Origin of the sequence: Streptomyces sp. NPDC057543, assembly GCF_042801895.1 — a bacterium.
In the GTDB taxonomy this organism is placed as follows: Bacteria; Actinomycetota; Actinomycetes; order Streptomycetales; family Streptomycetaceae; genus Streptomyces.
This window is the reverse complement of the sequence record NZ_JBHVFF010000057.1, coordinates 1-19046: the sequence shown is the minus strand read 5'-3', so window position 1 is coordinate 19046 and position 19046 is coordinate 1. Positions and strand designations below refer to the sequence as shown.

The window sequence follows — 19046 nt, the reverse complement described above, 5'->3', positions numbered from 1 at the left end:
TCACGATCGCGACCACGGGAGCCCCCTTTGGCTATGCAGCCCACATCCACGACGACCAAGCACATCTTCGTCACCGGGGGTGTCGCCTCTTCCCTCGGCAAGGGTCTGACTGCCTCCAGCCTCGGCGCCCTGCTCAAGGCGCGCGGCCTCCGGGTCACCATGCAGAAGCTCGACCCGTATCTGAACGTCGACCCGGGCACGATGAACCCCTTCCAGCACGGTGAGGTGTTCGTCACCAACGACGGCGCCGAGACCGACCTGGACATCGGCCACTACGAGCGTTTCCTCGACGTCGACCTCGACGGCTCCGCCAACGTCACGACCGGCCAGGTCTACTCGCAGGTGATCGCCAAGGAGCGGCGCGGCGAGTACCTCGGTGACACCGTGCAGGTCATCCCGCACATCACCAACGAGATCAAGCACCGCATCCGCCGCATGGCGGCCGACGACGTCGATGTCGTCATCACCGAGGTCGGCGGCACGGTCGGTGACATCGAGTCGCTGCCGTTCCTGGAGACCGTCCGCCAGGTCCGCCACGAGGTCGGCCGGGACAACGTCTTCGTCGTGCACATCTCGCTGCTGCCCTACATCGGTCCGTCCGGCGAGCTCAAGACCAAGCCGACCCAGCACTCCGTCGCCGCGCTGCGCAACATCGGCATCCAGCCCGACGCCATCGTGCTGCGCGCCGACCGTGACGTACCGACCGCCATCAAGCGCAAGATCTCGCTGATGTGCGACGTCGACGAGGCCGCGGTGGTGGCCTGCGTGGACGCCAAGTCGATCTACGACATCCCCAAGGTGCTGCACACCGAGGGCCTGGACGCGTACGTCGTGCGCAAGCTCGACCTGCCGTTCCGCGACGTCGACTGGACCACGTGGGACGACCTGCTGGACCGCGTCCACAACCCCGACCACGAGATCACCGTCGCGCTCGTCGGCAAGTACATCGACCTGCCCGACGCCTACCTCTCGGTCACCGAGGCCATCCGGGCCGGAGGCTTCGCGAACAAGGCCCGCGTCAAGGTCAAGTGGGTCGCCTCGGACGACTGCAAGACGCCGGCCGGTGCCGCGAAGCAGCTCTCCGACGTCGACGCGATCTGCGTCCCCGGCGGCTTCGGCGACCGCGGTGTCAACGGCAAGATCGGTGCCATTCAGTACGCCCGTGAGAACAAGGTGCCGCTGCTCGGCCTCTGCCTCGGCCTGCAGTGCATCGTGATCGAGGCGGCGCGCAACCTCGCCGAGATCCCCGACGCCAACTCCACCGAGTTCGACGCCGCCACCTCGCACCCCGTCATCTCGACGATGGAGGAGCAGCTGGCGTACGTCGAGGGCGCGGGCGACCTGGGCGGCACCATGCGGCTCGGCCTGTACCCGGCGAAGCTCGCCGAGGGCTCGCTGGTCCGTGAGGCGTACGACGGCCAGCCGTACGTGGAGGAGCGCCACCGCCACCGCTACGAGGTCAACAACGCCTACCGCGCGGAGCTGGAGAAGAAGGCCGGCCTGGTCTTCTCCGGCACCTCCCCGGACAACAAGCTCGTCGAGTACGTCGAGTACCCGCGCGAGATCCACCCCTACCTGGTCGCCACCCAGGCGCACCCGGAGCTCCGCTCCCGCCCGACCCGCCCGCACCCGCTCTTCGCGGGCCTGGTGAAGGCGGCCGTCGCGCGCAAGACGGGCGCCGGGGCCGGCGCCGAGCAGGGCGCCCCGTCGGGCAAGTAGTCCGGCGGTGCACAGGCACTAACGTTGACCGGGGTACGGATCCATCGAGGACGCGTGCCCCGGTTCCGTTCTTTGTGGGAGGACGAGATGGGTTTCCAGGACACGCCCGAGGAGTGGCAGGTCACCGCGACCAAGACGCCCTTCACCGGCAACAAGACCAGCGTCCGCACCGATGACGTGGTGATGCCCGACGGCACGGTCGTACGCCGCGACTACCAGGTCCACCCGGGCTCGGTCGCCGTGCTCGCGCTCGACGAGGAGAACCGGGTCCTCGTGCTGCGGCAGTACCGCCACCCGGTGCGCCACAAGCTCTGGGAGATCCCGGCCGGACTGCTCGACATCCCCGGTGAGAACCCGCTGCACGCGGCCCAGCGCGAGCTCTACGAGGAGGCGTACGCCAAGGCCGAGGACTGGCGGGTGCTGACCGACGTCTACACCACCCCCGGCGGCTGCGACGAAGCCGTACGGATCTTCCTGGCCCGGCAGCTCTCCGAGGCCGACTGCGAGCGTTACCTGGTCTCCGAGGAGGAGTCCGACATGGAGCTGGCCCGGGTGCCGCTCCAGGAGCTGGTACGGGGGGTGCTCGCCGGGGACCTGCACAACAGCTGCCTCGTCGTGGGCGTCCTTTCGCTCGCGGCGGTGCTCGCCGGTGACGGGATCGATTCGCTGCGTCCGGCCGAGGCGCCGTGGCCCGCCCGACCGTTCGGGGTCTGACGGTGCGCCGCCGGACGGCTCGTGAGGAACGTGCGCCGTCCGGCGGTCCGCGGGCCTGCCGCTGAACGGTTCACCCGAACCCCCCGATCGGAAAAGATGCTGATCCGATCGGGGGACCTCTGCGCCCCGCTCCACGGAATTCGTCCACTTGCCTGAACTACGCTCGGAATGCCCTGACCGGAGTCCCGGCGGGCGACGCGTGCAGCGAAGTGGAGCGTGGCCCGTGACGGATCAGGCGGTGGACACCAGCGGCCCGGCCAAGGCGGCGGGAGCCGAGGAGCCGTCCGGCGCCGCACCACCCCGATTCTTCGGCCGCGAACGCGAGTTGAAGGCACTGCGCGCCGACATCGAGCGGGCCGGACTGGACACCCTGGCCGGTCGCAAGGCCGCCCGCGCCCGGGTCCTGCTGATCGCCGGACGCCCCGGCTCCGGACGCTCCGCACTCGCCGGCGAGCTCACCCGCCGGCTGCTCTCCACCGGCGAACACCCCGACGGTCTGCTCCGGGCCCGGCTCACCGACCCCGGCGGCGCACCGGTTCCCGCCGAACGCACCGCCCGGGAGCTGCTCGACCAACTGGGCATCACGGGCCCGCCCGGCGCCGACGGGGACGAACTCTCCCAGCTGGTCCGCGAGGCGCTCGCCGGGCGCAGCGCCCTGCTCCTCCTCGACGACGCCGTGGACGCGGAACAGGTCGACCCGCTGCTGCCGGACAACCCCGACTGCCTGGTCGTCGCCACCTCCGAGGGCCCGCTGACCGGAATCCCGGGCGTCCGCCCCTGCACCCTCGGCGGACTGGACGCGGGCTCCGCCGTCCGGCTGCTTGCCCGCATCATCGGCCAGGTCAGGATCACCGTAGACCCACGGACCGCCGAAGCCCTCGCCGAGGAGTGCGGCGGACTGCCGGCCGCCCTCGTGCTGACCGGCGGCTGGCTCGCCGCACATCCCATGGCGTCCGTCGCCGACGTCACCAAACAGCTGCGCGAGCTCCCGGACGACCCTGAGCAGCCCACCGGCGCCCGCCCGCTGGCCCGTGCCTTCCGGCTGGTCCACGACTCCCTGCCGCCGGCCGCCGCACGGATACTGCGCCTGCTCGCCCTCGCCCCCGCCGGGCTCGCCGACGCCCACACCGCCTCCGCGCTGGCCGGCTGCTCCGTCTCCGCCGCCCGGACGACCCTCGACGACTTCGTGGCCCTGGGGCTGCTGCGCAGCGATGGGGCGGATGAGCCGCAGTACGAGGTGCCCGGCTGCCTCGCTCCGCTGCTGCGGGCGCTGTTGGAGACCATGGACCGGCCGGCGGAGATCCAGCTCGCCGGGGCCCGGATGCTGGAGCGGACCGTACGGCTGCTGCAGTCCTGCCGGGCGGTCACCGAACCCGAGGGTTCCGCGGCCCGCCGAAAGCTCGCCGGGCTGCCGCGCTCGCTGCGCTTCCCCGGCCCCGATGCGGCTGCCGCATGGCTGCGGAGCCGTCGGCCCGCCCTGCTGGCCTCGGCCCGGATCGCTGTCGAGGACGGTGAACTCGACACCCTCGCAAGGCGGTTGGTGGCCGCGCTGGTGCGGGCGCTGGCCGTGCACCAGGGCACCGAGGCCGCCGCGCCCGAGCTGTACGGACTGCACGGTCTGGTCCTGGCCGTCGCCGAGCGGCGCGACCTGCCGCGCGAGCGGGCCGCCGCGCTGCTCAACCTCGCGGACCTCGACGCCAGGACCGGCCGTACGCGGGAGGCGCTGACCCGCTACCGGGCCGCGCTGGACGCCGGACGGGCCGCGAAGGATCCGTACGCCATCGGCCGCGCGATGGAATCCGTAGGTGGCGCCTACGCCGAGCTGGGGGACTTGCAGCGGGCCTCCGACTGGTACGGCCGGGCGCTGGCTCACCGGCTCGCCCAGGGCGAGCGGGCCGACGAGGCGCGGCTGTACGGGCGGCTCGGCGCCGTCCACACCTACGCGGGGCGGTACGGCGAGGCGCTGCGGAACTGGCGGGCCGCCGCGGCCGGGTACCGCAGGCTCGGCGATGTGCCGGCCCAGGCGCGGGCGCTGAGCGAGGCGGCCCGGGTACAGGAGTACGCGGGCCGGCCGCGCGAGTCGCTGCGCACCTGTCAGGAGGCCGTTCACTGGGCCGGGCAGGCGGGGGACGTGCGGCTGCAGGCGGCGCTGGAGCTGCGGCTGGCCGACACGTTCGACCGGCTCGGCGACCCGGCTGCGGCCGGGCTGCACCGCGGTCTCGCCGACAGATTGCTGGGTGAGAAGGATGCTGCCTACGAAATCCGCAGTGCGGTGAGTGAAAATTAATGCTTTGTAAGGCTAGACAGCACGAAACCCTTCATTAGACTGGCTCTACCGCGCTTGTTCGCGGTGTCTCCATTTACGCTGTGTCTATCCGGGTATGTAGAGCTATGCCCGGGTAACCCTCTGAGCCAAGGACCGTGATCGACGTGAAGGTCGGCATCCCCCGCGAAGTCAAGAACAACGAGTTCCGCGTGGCGATCACGCCCGCCGGTGTGAACGAGCTCGTACGCCACGGCCACCAGGTCGTCGTCGAGGAGAACGCCGGTGCCGGCTCCTCCATCACGGACGAGGAGTACATCGCCGCCGGGGCGCAGATCCTCCCCACCGCCGACGAGGTCTGGGCCACCGCCGACCTGCTGCTCAAGGTCAAGGAGCCGGTTGCCGAGGAGTACCACCGCCTGCGCAAGGACCAGACGCTCTTCACCTACCTGCACCTCGCCGCCTCCCGCGAGTGCACGGACGCGCTGCTGGAGTCGGGCACCACGGCCATCGCGTACGAGACGGTCGAGACCGCGAGCCGCGCGCTGCCGCTGCTCGCCCCGATGTCCGAGGTCGCGGGCCGGCTGGCCCCCCAGGTCGGCGCCTACCACCTGATGCGCTCGGTCGGCGGCCGCGGCGTGCTGCCGGGCGGCGTCCCGGGCACGGCCCCCGGTGAGGCCGTCGTCATCGGCGGCGGTGTCTCCGGCTGGAACGCCACGCAGATCGCCGTCGGTCTCGGCTTCCATGTCACGCTGCTCGACAAGGACATCAACAAGCTGCGCGAGGCCGACAAGGTCTTCGGTACCAAGGTCAAGACCGTCGTCTCCAACGCCTTCGAGCTGGAGAAGGCCGTCGTCGAGGCCGACCTCGTCATCGGCGCCGTACTGATCCCCGGCGCGAAGGCCCCGAAGCTGGTCACCAACGAGCTCGTCGCCAAGATGAAGCCCGGAAGTGTACTTGTCGACATTGCGATCGATCAGGGCGGCTGCTTCGAGGACTCCCACCCGACGACGCACGCCGAGCCGACCTTCATGGTCCACAACTCGGTCTTCTACTGCGTCGCGAACATGCCGGGCGCGGTGCCGAACACCTCCACGTACGCGCTCACCAACGCCACGCTGCCGTACATCGTGGAGCTCGCCAACCGGGGCTGGGTCGAGGCGCTGCGCCGTGACGCCGCACTCGCCAAGGGTCTCAACACCCATGACGGGCAGGTCGTTTACCGCGAGGTGGCCGAGGCGCACGGCCTCGAGCACGTCGAGCTGAGCTCGCTGCTCGGCTGAGGGGTCAACACTTCCCGTCAACCTCGTGCGTCCGGCCGGACCTTGCTGCGCAAGGTCCGGCCGGACGCATGTCCGGGCCACTGCGCGGCCCTCGTTCAACTCGTCTCGAACGTAACCCTTTAACCGATTCGTGCACTTGTTAAAAGTGCGCCCGGGTGGCTGCGTGCCCTTGACAGGGAGGTGTTCGATTGCCGACACATCGGGCCGGGTCCGGTGGATTGTGTTGCTGCGGAGCGGTGACACGCCATAGAGTCGCCAATCGTCGGCATGGTGCCACGCTGACCTATCGATAAGTTTCCTGGTCACGTCCAAGGAGGTAAGACGACTTGTGAATGAGTCGACAATTACTCCCGGGGGTGTTCAACCAGGGATGCCTGCACGGGGCCAGAGCCCGAACGGGCTGGAGGCTGTCGGCTCCGTCGCTGTCCGCACCTTCGCCACCAATCAGCTCATGACGACAGCCCCCCAGATGATGGACGGCCTACACGTGAACGCCATGGCCGGCAACGAGAGTGGCCGAGAGACCGCCCACTTCGCCGACTTCGACGAGGTGCCCCAGGGGCACTTCTACGACCCCGACGCCGAGTACGAGCCCGATCCGGAGTACGCGGCCACCCTCGCGCCCGACGCTGCCCGCCAGCGCCGCGAGCGGATCGGCCCGACCGGTCGGCCCCTGCCCTACTTCCCGATCCCGGGGCCGCTGACCGACCACGGTCCCGCGAAGATCATCGCGATGTGCAACCAGAAGGGCGGCGTGGGCAAGACCACGTCGACCATCAACCTGGGTGCCGCGCTCGCGGAGTACGGGCGCCGCGTCCTGCTCGTCGACTTCGACCCGCAGGGAGCCCTGTCGGTCGGGCTCGGCGTCAACCCGATGGAGCTCGACCTCACGGTCTACAACCTGCTCATGGAGCGGGGCATGTCGGCCGACGAGGTCCTGCTGAAGACCGCGGTCCCGAACATGGACCTGCTGCCCAGCAACATCGACCTCTCGGCTGCCGAGGTGCAGCTGGTGAGCGAGGTGGCGCGGGAGTCCACGCTGCAGCGTGCCCTGAAGCCGCTGATGGCCGACTACGACTACATCGTGATCGACTGCCAGCCCTCGCTGGGCCTGCTCACCGTGAACGCCCTGACGGCCGCCCACAAGGTCATAGTGCCGCTCGAGTGCGAGTTCTTCGCGCTGCGAGGCGTGGCACTGCTCACCGAGACGATCGAGAAGGTCCAGGAGCGTCTCAACCCGGATCTGGAGCTCGACGGCATCCTCGCCACGATGTACGACTCCCGTACGGTGCACAGCCGCGAGGTCCTGGCGCGCGTCGTCGAGGCCTTCGACGATCACGTCTACCACACGGTCATCGGGCGCACCGTACGCTTCCCGGAGACCACGGTCGCAGGTGAGCCAATCACCACGTACGCCTCCAACTCGGTCGGTGCCGCCGCCTATCGCCAGCTCGCCAGGGAGGTGCTCGCCCGGTGTCACGCCGAGTGAGTCTGCCCGGGGCCGACGAACTGTTCCGTACCACCGGGGGGATGGGCCTGCAGGCCTCGTCCCCGGCGGACCGGCGGCGCAAGGCGAACGGCGAGGCCCGGGTGCCCGGCCCGGCCGGCGAGAGCGATCCCGCAGCCGACGGGTCCGGGGCGGGCACGACGGAGACCGAGGCTCGGGAGGAGCACTCCGCGGCGGACGCCGACGCGGGGGAATCACGCAGCCGCGGCGGTGACGGCGGCCGGGACGCGGTGGCTGCGCAGTCGGGACGCAGGACCCAGCAATCCTCGCCGTCCGAACGGCCGGCCACTCGGCCCGCCACGTCGTCGTCGGCGCAGTCGTCGGCTCAGGAGGCGGTTCCCGCCCCTGCCGTCCAGCAGCAGCGCAGGCGCGGAGGCGGGCGCGGGGCGAACCGACGGCCCAGCGGCCGGGAGCGGCACGACGAGAAGATCACCGTCTACGTCTCGGCCGAGGAACTGATGGACCTCGAACACGCCCGTCTGGTGCTGCGCGGGGAGCACGGGCTCGCGGTCGACCGCGGGCGGATCGTCCGTGAGGCGGTCGCGGTGGTTCTCGCGGACCTGGAGTCGCGGGGCGACGCGAGCATCCTCGTACGGCGGCTGCGCGGCCGCTGACCGGTGGGGCGCCGGTAGCCTGCCCGGAGCGCATCCTTCCGGCGCCGGCCTTCTCGTACGCCCGCCGCCCGTATCCCGCCGTCCCTGGACCCTCATGCCGACGACCGACGAGCCCGCCCGCACCTCTCGCCGCCCCTTGGGTCGCGGTCCGGGCGGCCGGGCCGCGCCGGTGGGGGGCGGGGACGGTGAATCCGCTGCCCCGGCGGTGGCCGATACGGCAGCGGCCACCGCATCCGTGGCGTCCATCGGGCCCGACGCGCCCGTAACGCCCGCCGAGACCGCTGTACCGGCAACCCCGGCAACCCCGGTCTCGACCCCCGAGCCCGCCGACGACGGGCGGTTCACCGTACGGCTGGCGAACTTCGAGGGGCCTTTCGATCTGCTTCTGCAGCTCATCTCCCGGCACAAGCTGGATGTGACAGAAGTCGCACTGTCCAAGGTCACCGACGAGTTCATGGCGCACATCCGCGCCATGGGGCCGGACTGGGACCTGGATCAGACCACCGAGTTCCTCGTCGTCGCCGCGACCCTGCTCGATCTGAAGGCCGCCCGGCTGCTGCCCACCGCGGAGGTGGAGGACGAGGCGGATCTGGCGCTGCTCGAAGCGCGGGACCTGCTCTTCGCCCGGCTGCTCCAGTACCGCGCGTACAAGCGCGTCGCAGACATCTTCAGCGACCGGCTGGAGTCGGAGGGGCAGCGCTTCCCGCGGACCGTGGGGCTGGAGCCGCACCACGCCGAGCTGTTGCCCGAGGTCGTCATCAGCATCGGGGCCGAGGGGTTCGCCCGGCTGGCCGTGAAGGCGATGCAGCCCAGGCCCGAGCCACAGGTGTACGTCGACCACATCCACGCACCGCTGGTCAGCGTGCGGGAACAGGCCGAGATCGTGGTCGCGCGGCTGCGGGAGGCGGGGGAGATCAGTTTCCGGGTACTCACCGGGGACGCCCAGGACACCCTCACCGTCGTAGCCCGGTTCCTCGCGCTGCTGGAGCTGTACCGGGAGAAGGCCGTCGAGCTCGACCAGGACGAGGCCCTCGGCGAGCTGCTGGTGCGCTGGGCCGGGGGAGAGGGCGCCGGGCCCGTCGTGACGGACGAGTTCGACACCGAGGTGACCGAGGCGCAGGACGTCGAGGAGGATGTGAAGGCATGAGTCAGCAGGACACCACCGGTTCCCCCGTCGCGGACCTTGATCTCAAGCCCGCCCTGGAGGCCGTCCTCATGGTCGTCGACGAGCCCGCCACCGAGGAGCACCTCGCCAAGGTCCTGGAGCGGCCCCGCAGAGCCGTCGCCGACGCGCTGCGCGAGCTGGCCGACGAATACGCCGTGCAGCGCCGCGGTTTCGATCTGCGGCTGGTCGCGGGCGGCTGGCGCTTCTACACCCGCCCGGAGTACGCGGCGGCCGTCGAGGGCTTCGTCCTGGACGGCCGGCAGGCCCGTCTCACACAGGCGGCCCTGGAGACTCTCGCCGTGGTCGCGTACCGCCAGCCGGTCAGCCGGTCGAGGGTGTCCGCGGTCCGCGGCGTGAACTGCGACGGGGTCATGCGGACCCTGCTCCAGCGGGGCCTCGTCGAGGAAGCGGGCGCGGAACCCGAAACAGGTGCGATCCTGTACAGGACGACGAACTACTTTCTGGAGCGGATGGGCCTGCGTGGCCTGGATGAGCTCCCGGAGCTCGCGCCCTTCCTCCCCGAGGCGGACGCGATCGAGGCTGAGACGCTAGAGGGTGTGCCGTCGTTCGATCCGGACGCACCGGACACCCCGGATACTCACGCAGACGACAAGACGGAATTTTGATGCGAAGCAGTGGCAGGAACAGCGGAAGCGGCAGCGGCAAGAGCGGCGGCAACCGGAATCCCCGGGGTGCCGGCGCCGGCCGCGACGGCAAGCAGGAGCAGCGTCCCCGCCGGCCCCGGCCCGAGGAGCGCCGCTACGACGTGGGCTCCACCGGGGAGAAGAGCGCCGAAGGTCCCCGCAAGGGCCGCGGCGCGGCGGCCCGTGGCGGCGCCAAGGGCGGCCCGAAGCCCGCGCAGTCCGGCGGCGGCAGGAGCGGCGGACCGCGTCGCCAGGGCGCCCCGTCCCGTCCGCGTGAGCTCGACGCCAAGATCGAGCAGCGCAACCGGGACAGGTACGCGGGCAAGCCCGAGATCAGGACACCCAAGACCCACCCGGGCGCCGAGCAGGAGGGCGAGCGGCTGCAGAAGGTCCTCGCCCGGGCCGGCATGGGTTCGCGGCGGGCGTGCGAAGAGCTGATCGAGCAGGCCCGCGTCGAGGTCAACGGCGAGATCGTCGTCGAGCAGGGCATGCGCGTCGACGTGAACAAGGACGAGATCAAGGTCGACGGCCTGACCGTGGCCGCCCAGTCGTACCTCTTCTTCGCGCTGAACAAGCCCGCCGGTGTCGTCTCCTCCATGGAGGACCCGGACGGCCGTCAGTGCCTCGGCGACTACGTCACCAACCGTGAGACGCGGCTCTTCCACGTCGGCCGGCTGGACACCGAGACCGAGGGCATCATCATGCTCACCAACCACGGTGAGCTGGCCCACCGCCTGACCCACCCCAAGTACGGGGTGAAGAAGACCTACCTGGCCGCGATCCAGGGACCGCTCCCGCGCGACCTGGGCAAGCGGCTCAAGGACGGCATCCAGCTGGAGGACGGGTACGCCCGCGCCGACCACTTCCGGGTCGTCGAGAACACCGGCAAGAACTACCTGGTCGAGGTGACCCTCCACGAGGGCCGCAAGCACATCGTCCGCCGGATGCTGGCCGAGGCCGGCTTCCCGGTCGAGCGGCTCGTACGGACCTCCTTCGGGCCGATCCCGCTGGGCGACCAGAAGTCCGGCTGGCTGCGCCGCCTCACCAACACCGAGGTCGGCATGCTGATGCGCGAGGTCGGTCTGTAACCCGGTTGCGTAGCCCGGCTCAGTAGCCCGGCTCCGTCCGCTCCACGGCCCGCGGCCGGTTCCTGCTTTCGATTTTCGAACAGGAATCGGCCGCGGGTCTTTTGCTGCGCCCGTTCCGCCTTTATAGTCAGAGTGACTATTAAGGAGGCGGGAGTGAGTCTCGCGGATGTCCTCGATCCCCTGCAGCAACCCCTGGTGACGGTCCTCGGCACCCCGGTCAGCTGGACCGAGGTGCTCGGCTTCGGCAGTGGGGCGCTGTGCGTCTGGCTCGTGGCCCGCCAGCACCTCGCCAACTGGCCGATCGGCATCGCCAACAATCTCTTCTTCATCCTCCTGTTCACCCAGTCCGGCCTGTACGCCGACGCCGGCCTCCAGATCGTCTTCATCGCCCTTGCCGCGTACGGCTGGTGGAACTGGACCCACGGGGGTGGACCAGGCGCACCGGACCTGCCGGTGCGGCGCACCACCCGCACCGAATGGACCTGGCTGCTCGTGGCAGGGGCGGTGGGCACCGTCGCCCTCACCGTCCTGCTGGACCACGCCACCGACTCGACCGTGCCCTTCTGGGACGCCCTGACGACCGCGCTGTCCCTGACAGCGACGTACGGACAGTGCAGGAAGCTCGTCGAGTCGTGGTGGCTCTGGATCGCCGCCGATGTGGTGTACATCCCGCTGTACGCGTACAAGGAGCTGTATCTGACGTCCCTGCTGTACGTCGGCTTCCTCACGCTGTGCCTGATCGGCCTGCGCAACTGGCGGCGCGATCTCGCCGTGCAGCACCGGCCCGTGGAGGTGGCGGCGGCAGCCGGGTACGGGGTCGGCGTGGGCCGGGGGCGTGGGGGGTCGCTGTGAGTGGTCGGTCTCCACGGGGCAGCGGCGTGAAGCGCTTCGCCCACGGGCTCGTCCTCGGCAAGTTCTACCCGCCCCACGCCGGCCACCACCACCTCGTCCGCACCGCGCAGGACCGGTGCGAGCGGCTGACCGTCCTGGTGTGCGCCGCCTCCGTCGAGTCCGTACCGCTCGACGACCGGGTGGCGTGGATGCGGGAGGTGCATCCGGACGTACGGGTCGTGGGCGCCGTCGACGACATCCGCATGGATCTCCACGACCCGGCCATCTGGGACGCCCACATGGCTGTGTTCACCGGGGCCGTGCCCGAGCCGGTGGACGCCGTCTTCACCTCGGAGTCGTACGGGGACGAACTGGCGCGCAGGTTCGGCGCCGAATCCGTCTGCGTCGACCCCGACCGCACGGTCTTCCCGGTCTCCGGAACCGCCGTGCGCAAGGACCCGGTCGGCTGCTGGGACTTCCTCGAACCGCCCGTACGGGCCGCGCTCACCCGCCGGATCGTCGTCCTCGGCGCGGAATCCACCGGCACCACCACGATGGCCCGCGCCCTCGCCGACCACTACCGGCGGCGCGGCGGCGTCTGGGCGCAGACCCGCTACGTCGCCGAGTACGGGCGGGAGTTCAGCGAACAGAAGCTGGCCGAACTGCGCGCCCGGTGGCCCGGGGCGCAGTGGGAGGACGTCGCCTTCAGCACCGAGGACTTCCCGCTGATCGCCGAAGCGCAGAACGCCAAGGAGGAGGCGGCCGCACGCACCGGGTCGCCGGTGCTCTTCTGCGACACCGACTCCTTCGCCACCACCGTCTGGCACGAGCGGTACATCGGCGGCCGCAACCCGTTCGTCGAGCAGACCGCCGACCGCGTCGCCCACCACCTGTGGCTGCTCACCGACCACGAGGGCGTCGCCTTCGAGGACGACGGGCTGCGTGACGGCGAGGAGCTGCGGCCCTGGATGACCGACCGCTTCCGGGCCGAACTCACCCGTACCGGCAGGCGGTTCATCGAACTCACCGGAACCCACGAGGATCGCCTGGCCACCGCGGTCGCCGCCGTCGACCCCCTGCTCGCCGCCGGCTGGAACTTCGCCGCGCCCCTCCCGGAGCACCGATGAGCGCCGACGTCCCCGCGGGCTACGACCCGTACGCCTTCGAACCCTTCGCGGTCACCGTCGACCTCGCCGTCTTCACGGTCCGCGACACCCGGCTGAACGTCCTGCTCGTCGAGCGGGGCGAGGACCCGTACAAGGGCCACTGGGCACTGCCCGGCGGCTTCGTCCAGCCCCGCGAGTCCGCCGAGGAAGCCGCCCGCCGGGAACTCGCCGAGGAGACCGGCCTGACCGAGGGCACCGTGTCCGCGTTCCACCTGGAACAGCTGCGCACCTACAGCGACCCGGACCGCGACCCGAGGATGCGGGTCGTCTCCGTCGCCTTCGCCGCACTCGTCCCCGACCTGCCCGAACCCCGCGGCGGCGGTGACGCCGCCAACGCCCGTTGGTGGGACGCCGAAACGCTCGGCCCGCTCGCCTTCGACCACGACCGCATCCTGGCCGACGCACACGACCGCATCGGCGCCAGGCTCGAATACAGCTGCCTGGCCACCGCCTTCTGTCCGCCCGAATTCACCCTGGGAGAACTCCAGCGGGTCTACGAGACGGTCTGGGGCGTCGAGCTGGACCGACCCAACTTCCGGCGCAAGGTCCTCACCACGCCCGGCTTCGTCCAGGCCGTGGAGGGATCGCCGCGCCGCACCGGCGGACGGGGAAAGCCGGCCGCTCTCTACCGGGCGGGTGCCGCTACCGCCCTGCACCCCCCACTCCTGCGACCGGAAGGAAGAACCACGTGATCGTGACCAGGACCATCACCAAACAGGCCGCCACCGGCGCACTGACCGGGCTCGCGCTCGGCGATGCACTGGGCTTCCCGACCGAGTTCAACAACGTGCCCTCGATCCTCGCCAAGTGCGGGCCGTGGCGCCAGATGCGGCTGCCGAAGCCGGCGATCGTCACCGACGACACCCAGATGACACTGGCCCTGGGGCGGGGCATCCGCACCGCCATGGACCGCGGGCTGCTCACCCCGCTGCGGCTCGCCCGACCAGTGCGCGAGGAGTTCGTCGACTGGTACCACTCGCCCGACAACAACCGTGCCCCCGGCCGCACCTGCATGACCGCCTGCCGCCTGCTCGACAGCGAACGGCTCTGGCAGGAGGCCAGTCAGACCGGCTCCAAGGGCTGCGGCGCCAACATGCGGGTCGCGCCGGTCGGGCTCGTGCCGGGGCTGAGCGACGAACAGCGCTCCGGCGCCGCCCAGTTGCAGGCGGCCCTCACCCACGGACATCCGACCGCGCTCGCCGCGTCCGACCTGACGGCCCGCGCGGTGTACCTGCTGGCGCAGGGCGCGGAGCCGATGGGGCTGATCGGGCAGTTGCGCAGTTACGCGTACGAGAACAGCAACCGCTATCTCACGCGCTGGCTAGGCGACCTCTGGCGGTACGCGGGCGACTCCTCGCCGGAGCTGTACATCCGGCGCGGCTGGGACGAATGCCTCACCGCGCTGGCCCGCGTCCAGGACGCCCTGCGTGACCCGTCCCCGGAGACCGATCCCTGCGAGACGACCGGCGACGGCTGGATCGCCGAGGAGGCCCTGGCCACGGCCCTGCACTGCTTCCTGCTCTTCCCCGAAGAACCCGTCACGGCCCTGCGCCGGGCCGCCTGCACCCGGGGCGACTCGGACTCCCTCGGCTGCCTGACCGGCGCGCTCGCCGGGGCGCATCTGGGGGCGGGGGCCTGGCCCAAGGAGTGGTCGGAACGGATCGAGTACCGGAGCGACCTGCTGTCGCTGGGGGCGCTCTGGGACGCTTGATCCATGAGTACGGAAACGCACCTGCAAGAGGCCGGGCTGCCGGTCACGGACTTCGGCCCGGTGCTCGCCGAAGAGCGCGACCCGCTGGTGTTCGCCACGGTCTCCGGAGCGCATCTGTACGGGTTCCCGTCCCGGGACTCGGATGTGGACCTTCGGGGGGTCCATCTCCTGCCCGCGGGCGAACTCCTCGGGCTGCGCAAGCCCGAGGAGACACGCTCGCGGATGTGGGACAGGGGCGGGGTCGAGATGGACCTGGTCACCCATGATCTGCGGAAGTTCGTGCGGTTGATGCTGAAACCGAACGGCTACGTGCTGGAACAGCTGCTGTCTCCGCTCGTTGTGCACACGAGTGAGCTGCACGCGGAACTGGTGGATCTGGCACCCGATGTGCTCACCCGCAATCACGGGCACCACTACCGGGGGTTCGCCAACACCCAGTGGCGGCTCTTCGAGAGGACGGGCGAACTGAAGCCGCTGCTGTACACGTTCCGGGCGCTGCTCACCGGTATCCATCTGATGCGCAGCGGTGAGGTGCGGGCGCATCTGCCGACGCTCCTCGGGGAGGTGGCCGCTCCGGCGTATCTGCCCGAGCTCATCGCCGCGAAGGGCGAGGCCGAGCACAAGGGAGCGGAGGACGCGGACGGCGCAGTGGTGTCCCGGGACGTCGGGATGCTGCACGGGGTGCTTGACGAGGCGCAGGCGGAATCCAGGCTTCCCGAGGTGGCCGGAGGGTTCGACGGGCTGCACGATCTGGTGGTGCGTGCGCGGTCGACGGGGTGGGCGTCGTTGTCCTCGATCGCCGGACGGGCTTGAACGTCCGCCCGACCAGGGCTGAACGGTCCGCCCCCGCCGGTGGGCGGACCGTTCACCCCTGGTCGGGCCAGAGAGCGGACGACCGGCGGGTGCGGATCAGGAAGTCCTCCACGCGGGCCCGGTCCGGCCGTGGGGGGAGCGGGGAGCACCCGGCCGCCTCGTCGTTTTCCTCGGCCAGGCGGGTCATGCGGCGTTCGACCTCCGGCCACGGCACCTCGCCGCGCTTCACCGCCAGCAGCTCCTCCCGGGCCGGCCCCACCTCGATCACGAGCTCGCCCGTGCGCAGCAGATCCCGGCCGCTGGTCAGCAGCCGCAGCAGATGCATGGCGTGCTTCCAGCGCGGCGCCCCGTACTGCCGTACGTCCGCCTCCAGCTTCCTGTGCTGGCCCAACGCGTACCGGACGAAGGTCTGATGGGCCAGTCGGGACAGGAACGCCCCGCGCAGGGAAAGGAGTTCACGGCCCACCGTGTCGACGTGTTCCACCAGCGGCGAGTGCAGGCACTCCAGCACATTGGGGTTGGCCCGCAGGGCCAGCTCGCAGAAGCGTTCCAGCTCCCAGGAGAACTGCTCCTTCGCCGGGCCGTCGACATGCGTCGGTGGCTTGTCGAACCGCCAGAACAGCGGGGTCGGCGCGAGGAAGACACCGCGCCGGTCGGTGTCGCTGCCGTCCGTGGCGAGCCCGAAGGCGCGTGAGCCCATCACGCAGGAGTAGACCGTGTGGTCGCGTACGAGAGCCTCGGAGTCAGGGGTGATCATGCCGGCGAGGTTACGTGGGCGAAAACGTGTTGCACCGGAAGATCCTCGGTGTCACGATCACCACCATGACGATGATCGGAAAGGCTCGCCGCGCCGCCCTCCGGTGAGCGCGATGACGACACCTCCGTACCCCAGAGAAGAAGCAACCGCTCTGTACACCAGGTTCGAACACCTGCCGTACCCGGCCCGTATGCGGGCCATCGCCGAACACACCCGCTCCTTGGACGACAGCGCCTACCGCGCCGCGCACACGGCCCTGGACGCAGGGAACCCCGATGAACGCCGACTGGCGCTGTTCCTGGCCGTCGTCCGCCGCGACCTCGACGCCGTCTCCCGGGCACTTGGCGATCCGCTGCTCAGACCGCGCGCCCTGGCCGCCGCGATCAGGCTTCCGGTCGACGAACAGACCCTGGAAGAAATGGCGTTGGGCGATCTGAGGAGCGTACGCCATCACACGTACCGGATCCTCCGGCTGTCCCGCCGGACCGCGCTCGCCGACCGGCTGCTCCCACAGGTCCACGAACGACACGGCGACGAGGAAACGGCCCGGCTGCTCCCCGCCTGTACACCCGAGGCGGCCGAGCAGTGGCTGCCGAGGCTGGTCCAGGTGCCGCTCGGGGCTCTGCACGCCCTCGCCCGTACCGCACCCGCCGCACTCGCCGCCCATCTCGCCGACCGGTTGCCCGCGGCGAGCGCCGACCGGTCCGAACCCAGGGGCCTGCGCGGAGCCAGCCGGTACCTCGTGACCCGCCTCGGCGCCCGCGATCCGGCAGCCGGGCTGCTGCTGCTCGACCGGGCCCCTCATCTGGTCACCGGCACAGCGACGGCCACGCTGCTGCGCGACCCCGCCGCCGTACTGGCCTCGCTGCGACGTACCGGCACCGAACGCCTGCCCCTGGCTCCGGAACCCTTGCCGCGGCGCGTGCTGAGCGCCCTCGCGGCCTGCACGCAGGAGGACATCGCCCTGCTCACGGGTGTCCTGCGTGTCGAATCCCCGAGGGAGCCGAGGCCCTTCGGGACGCACGTGGCGCCGGAGCCGCTGCTCACCCTGTTGCCACCGGCCCGGCGGCGGCGAGTGGTCGAATCACGGTCGGCAGACGGGCTCACCGCCTGGCGGGGCGAACTCGGCGGCGTCGCCTCCCTCGCCCCTGCCGACCGGGCAGAGATCGCCACACGCTGGCTGAACGGACGGGCCGGGCGCCGGACATACCCGCGCAGCCTCATCGCGGCACTGCTCCCGCTGCCCGAGGGCGAGCCGCGCCTGCGGGAACTAGCCTGCGCACACCGCCCGTTCGAACGGGCTGCCGCCTGGCCCGCGTTGCTGGAATGCGCCGCACGGCACGGTGATCCGGAGGAGTACGCACGCGTCCTCACGTCCTGCGAACGGGCCTGGCACGACCAGGAGGAGGTGCGCCGAGCGACCCTGGCCGCGGCCGGCGCCGTCCCGGATTCCTTGCTGGACGCGGCACCGTACGGGGCTCTGCGGGACGCCGCGATGACCACGGTGCAGTCCCGCGACTCGACCCGGGCCTCGCTCGTGGCCGCCGAGTGCTGGCTGCGGCGCACGGCGGTGAGCGCCGCCCGCCACGGTGACCTGGACCGGGCCGCCGCGGTCGTCGGGCTGTTGATCCAGGTCCTTGCCGACCCGCGCGGCTCCGGAACTGTCCGGCCGTTGCCGCTCGGCAGGGAAGCGGCCGTCGGAGTGTGGGAGCTCGGCAGCCCGTGGTCAGCGGGACGGCTCGTGCTGTTCGGCACCCTGTTCGTACGTCATCTCCCGCACATTCCCGCCCTGGACGAGGCGATCGGCCGGGCGGCGCCACTGGGCCTGTCGGGCGGAAGACAGGCCCGGCGGGCGGCCGAACTGTGGCTGGCCGATCCCGCCACCCGGGAGCAACGCTGCGCCGAACTTCTGGCCGCCAACCCCCTGTCGGTCGTCGTGCCGGTCGTCTGGCGCACGATCGCCCGTCGCCGTACCGATCTGCTCGACACGGTCCTGGGCTCCGGACTGCCGTTGTGCTGGGCGCCGCGGATGCGGCGGAGCGTCCTCGGGCGCTGGCTGCCGCGTCAGCGTGCCGCACTCGATGCGCAGCTGTCGCGTATCGCCGCCGACGACGAGGTGCCGCTGCTGGAACGGACCGACGCCACTGCCCTGCTGGGGGAGACGGGCAGCCTGCGCCTGCTGGCCGGGAGGGCACCGCAGCCCGTTGCCGCGGCTGCCCTCACCGCGCTGGGGGAGCGCGCCGCCGACAGCGGCGTAGTGCCGGCCCATTCCGAGACCCTGGACTTCCTGCTCGGACACGCCGGGACCGGCGGGGTACGGGGGCGGGCCGCGATGACCGGTGTGCGGGCCATGCTCGACACGGTGCCGGACGACGAGGCCGTCGCGCGGTTGAGCCGGGTCGTCCTGGATGTCACCGGGTCCGTCGGCGGCCGGAAGGCGGCCGTGCGCGCGCTGTCCGCGCTGTCCTCGCCGACGGCCTTCGCGGCCGTGCTGGCCGGATGGGACGCACCCGGTCAGCATCGTGACGTCCACGCCACCATGGTCGGGGTGCTCGTGACCCGCATGGATGTCGCCGCTGTCGCGGAGCGGTTCACGGCGCAACTGCACCATGCGGCGGTACGTGAACGGGTGATGGCGGCGCGGCCCGACCGGCCGCCGGCCGCCGACGCCCTGCGCCGGTTCCTCGCGTACACGGTGGCGACGGGGGAGAGGGCGTCCGCGACGGCCGCCGTCCACGCGCTCCTCGGCACGCAGGTCACCGCCCCTGTCG

Annotated in this window: 16 protein-coding genes; 15 read left to right on the top strand and 1 reads right to left on the bottom strand. The window is 71.2% G+C overall.

Annotated elements, in window-relative coordinates; all coding sequences use genetic code 11:
- Positions 1–33: 33 nt before the first annotated feature.
- The 14 genes from ACFU8Q_RS12730 to ACFU8Q_RS12665 all read left to right on the top strand — a co-directional run bounded on the left by ACFU8Q_RS12730 (position 34) and on the right by ACFU8Q_RS12665 (position 15518).
- Positions 34–1719, top strand: a complete 1686-nt coding sequence (locus ACFU8Q_RS12730; RefSeq protein WP_384451835.1) for a CTP synthase — start codon at positions 34–36, stop codon at positions 1717–1719.
- Positions 1720–1806: 87 nt separating this feature from the next.
- Positions 1807–2433 carry an NUDIX domain-containing protein gene (locus ACFU8Q_RS12725; RefSeq protein WP_384451833.1) on the top strand — a complete coding sequence of 209 codons (627 nt, stop codon included), beginning with the start codon at positions 1807–1809 and terminating at the stop codon, positions 2431–2433.
- A 223-nt stretch (positions 2434–2656) separates the two neighbouring features.
- A complete protein-coding gene (locus ACFU8Q_RS12720; protein ID WP_384451831.1) occupies positions 2657–4720 on the top strand; it encodes a tetratricopeptide repeat protein in 2064 nt (687 codons plus the stop codon).
- Between the two features lie 143 nt (positions 4721–4863).
- Positions 4864–5979, top strand: a complete 1116-nt coding sequence (gene ald / locus ACFU8Q_RS12715; RefSeq protein WP_384451872.1) for an alanine dehydrogenase — start codon at positions 4864–4866, stop codon at positions 5977–5979.
- 370 nt (positions 5980–6349) lie between these two features.
- Complete coding sequence (locus tag ACFU8Q_RS12710; RefSeq protein WP_384451828.1) at positions 6350–7468, top strand: ParA family protein; 1119 nt, start codon at positions 6350–6352, stop codon at positions 7466–7468.
- Positions 7465–8100: a hypothetical protein gene (locus ACFU8Q_RS12705; RefSeq protein ID WP_384451869.1), complete on the top strand. Its 636-nt coding sequence runs from the start codon at positions 7465–7467 to the stop codon at positions 8098–8100. Before ACFU8Q_RS12710 ends, ACFU8Q_RS12705 begins: the two co-directional genes overlap by 4 nt.
- Positions 8101–8194: 94 nt before the next feature.
- Complete coding sequence (locus tag ACFU8Q_RS12700; RefSeq protein ID WP_384451825.1) at positions 8195–9247, top strand: segregation and condensation protein A; 1053 nt, start codon at positions 8195–8197, stop codon at positions 9245–9247.
- Positions 9244–9891 (top strand): SMC-Scp complex subunit ScpB, encoded by a 648-nt coding sequence (gene scpB / locus ACFU8Q_RS12695; RefSeq protein WP_384451822.1) that lies wholly within the window; start codon positions 9244–9246, stop codon positions 9889–9891. Before ACFU8Q_RS12700 ends, scpB begins: the two co-directional genes overlap by 4 nt.
- Positions 9891–10997, top strand: a complete 1107-nt coding sequence (locus ACFU8Q_RS12690) for a pseudouridine synthase (protein ID WP_384451820.1) — start codon at positions 9891–9893, stop codon at positions 10995–10997. The genes scpB and ACFU8Q_RS12690 overlap by 1 nt, the downstream gene beginning before the upstream one ends.
- A gap of 153 nt (positions 10998–11150) precedes the next feature.
- Positions 11151–11849, top strand: coding sequence for a nicotinamide riboside transporter PnuC (gene pnuC / locus ACFU8Q_RS12685; RefSeq protein WP_384451813.1), 699 nt, complete (start codon positions 11151–11153; stop codon positions 11847–11849).
- 26 nt (positions 11850–11875) lie between these two features.
- The gene (locus ACFU8Q_RS12680; RefSeq protein WP_384451811.1) at positions 11876–12955 is read left to right on the top strand and encodes an AAA family ATPase; all 1080 of its coding nucleotides are present in this window, start codon (positions 11876–11878) and stop codon (positions 12953–12955) included.
- Positions 12952–13686 (top strand): NUDIX domain-containing protein, encoded by a 735-nt coding sequence (locus tag ACFU8Q_RS12675; protein WP_384451808.1) that lies wholly within the window; start codon positions 12952–12954, stop codon positions 13684–13686. The genes ACFU8Q_RS12680 and ACFU8Q_RS12675 overlap by 4 nt, the downstream gene beginning before the upstream one ends.
- Positions 13683–14705 carry an ADP-ribosylglycohydrolase family protein gene (locus ACFU8Q_RS12670; protein ID WP_384451805.1) on the top strand — a complete coding sequence of 341 codons (1023 nt, stop codon included), beginning with the start codon at positions 13683–13685 and terminating at the stop codon, positions 14703–14705. Before ACFU8Q_RS12675 ends, ACFU8Q_RS12670 begins: the two co-directional genes overlap by 4 nt.
- A gap of 3 nt (positions 14706–14708) precedes the next feature.
- Positions 14709–15518: a DNA polymerase beta superfamily protein gene (locus ACFU8Q_RS12665; protein ID WP_384451803.1), complete on the top strand. Its 810-nt coding sequence runs from the start codon at positions 14709–14711 to the stop codon at positions 15516–15518.
- A 52-nt stretch (positions 15519–15570) separates the two neighbouring features.
- Here the strand turns inward: ACFU8Q_RS12665 and ACFU8Q_RS12660 are convergent, their stop codons facing one another.
- Positions 15571–16275: a DNA polymerase beta superfamily protein gene (locus ACFU8Q_RS12660; RefSeq protein ID WP_384451800.1), complete on the bottom strand. Its 705-nt coding sequence runs from the start codon at positions 16273–16275 to the stop codon at positions 15571–15573.
- 112 nt (positions 16276–16387) lie between these two features.
- Here ACFU8Q_RS12660 and ACFU8Q_RS12655 point away from each other — a divergent pair.
- Positions 16388–19046, top strand: a 2659-nt coding sequence (locus tag ACFU8Q_RS12655; protein ID WP_384451796.1) for a hypothetical protein, incomplete at its 3' end; no start/stop codon positions are given.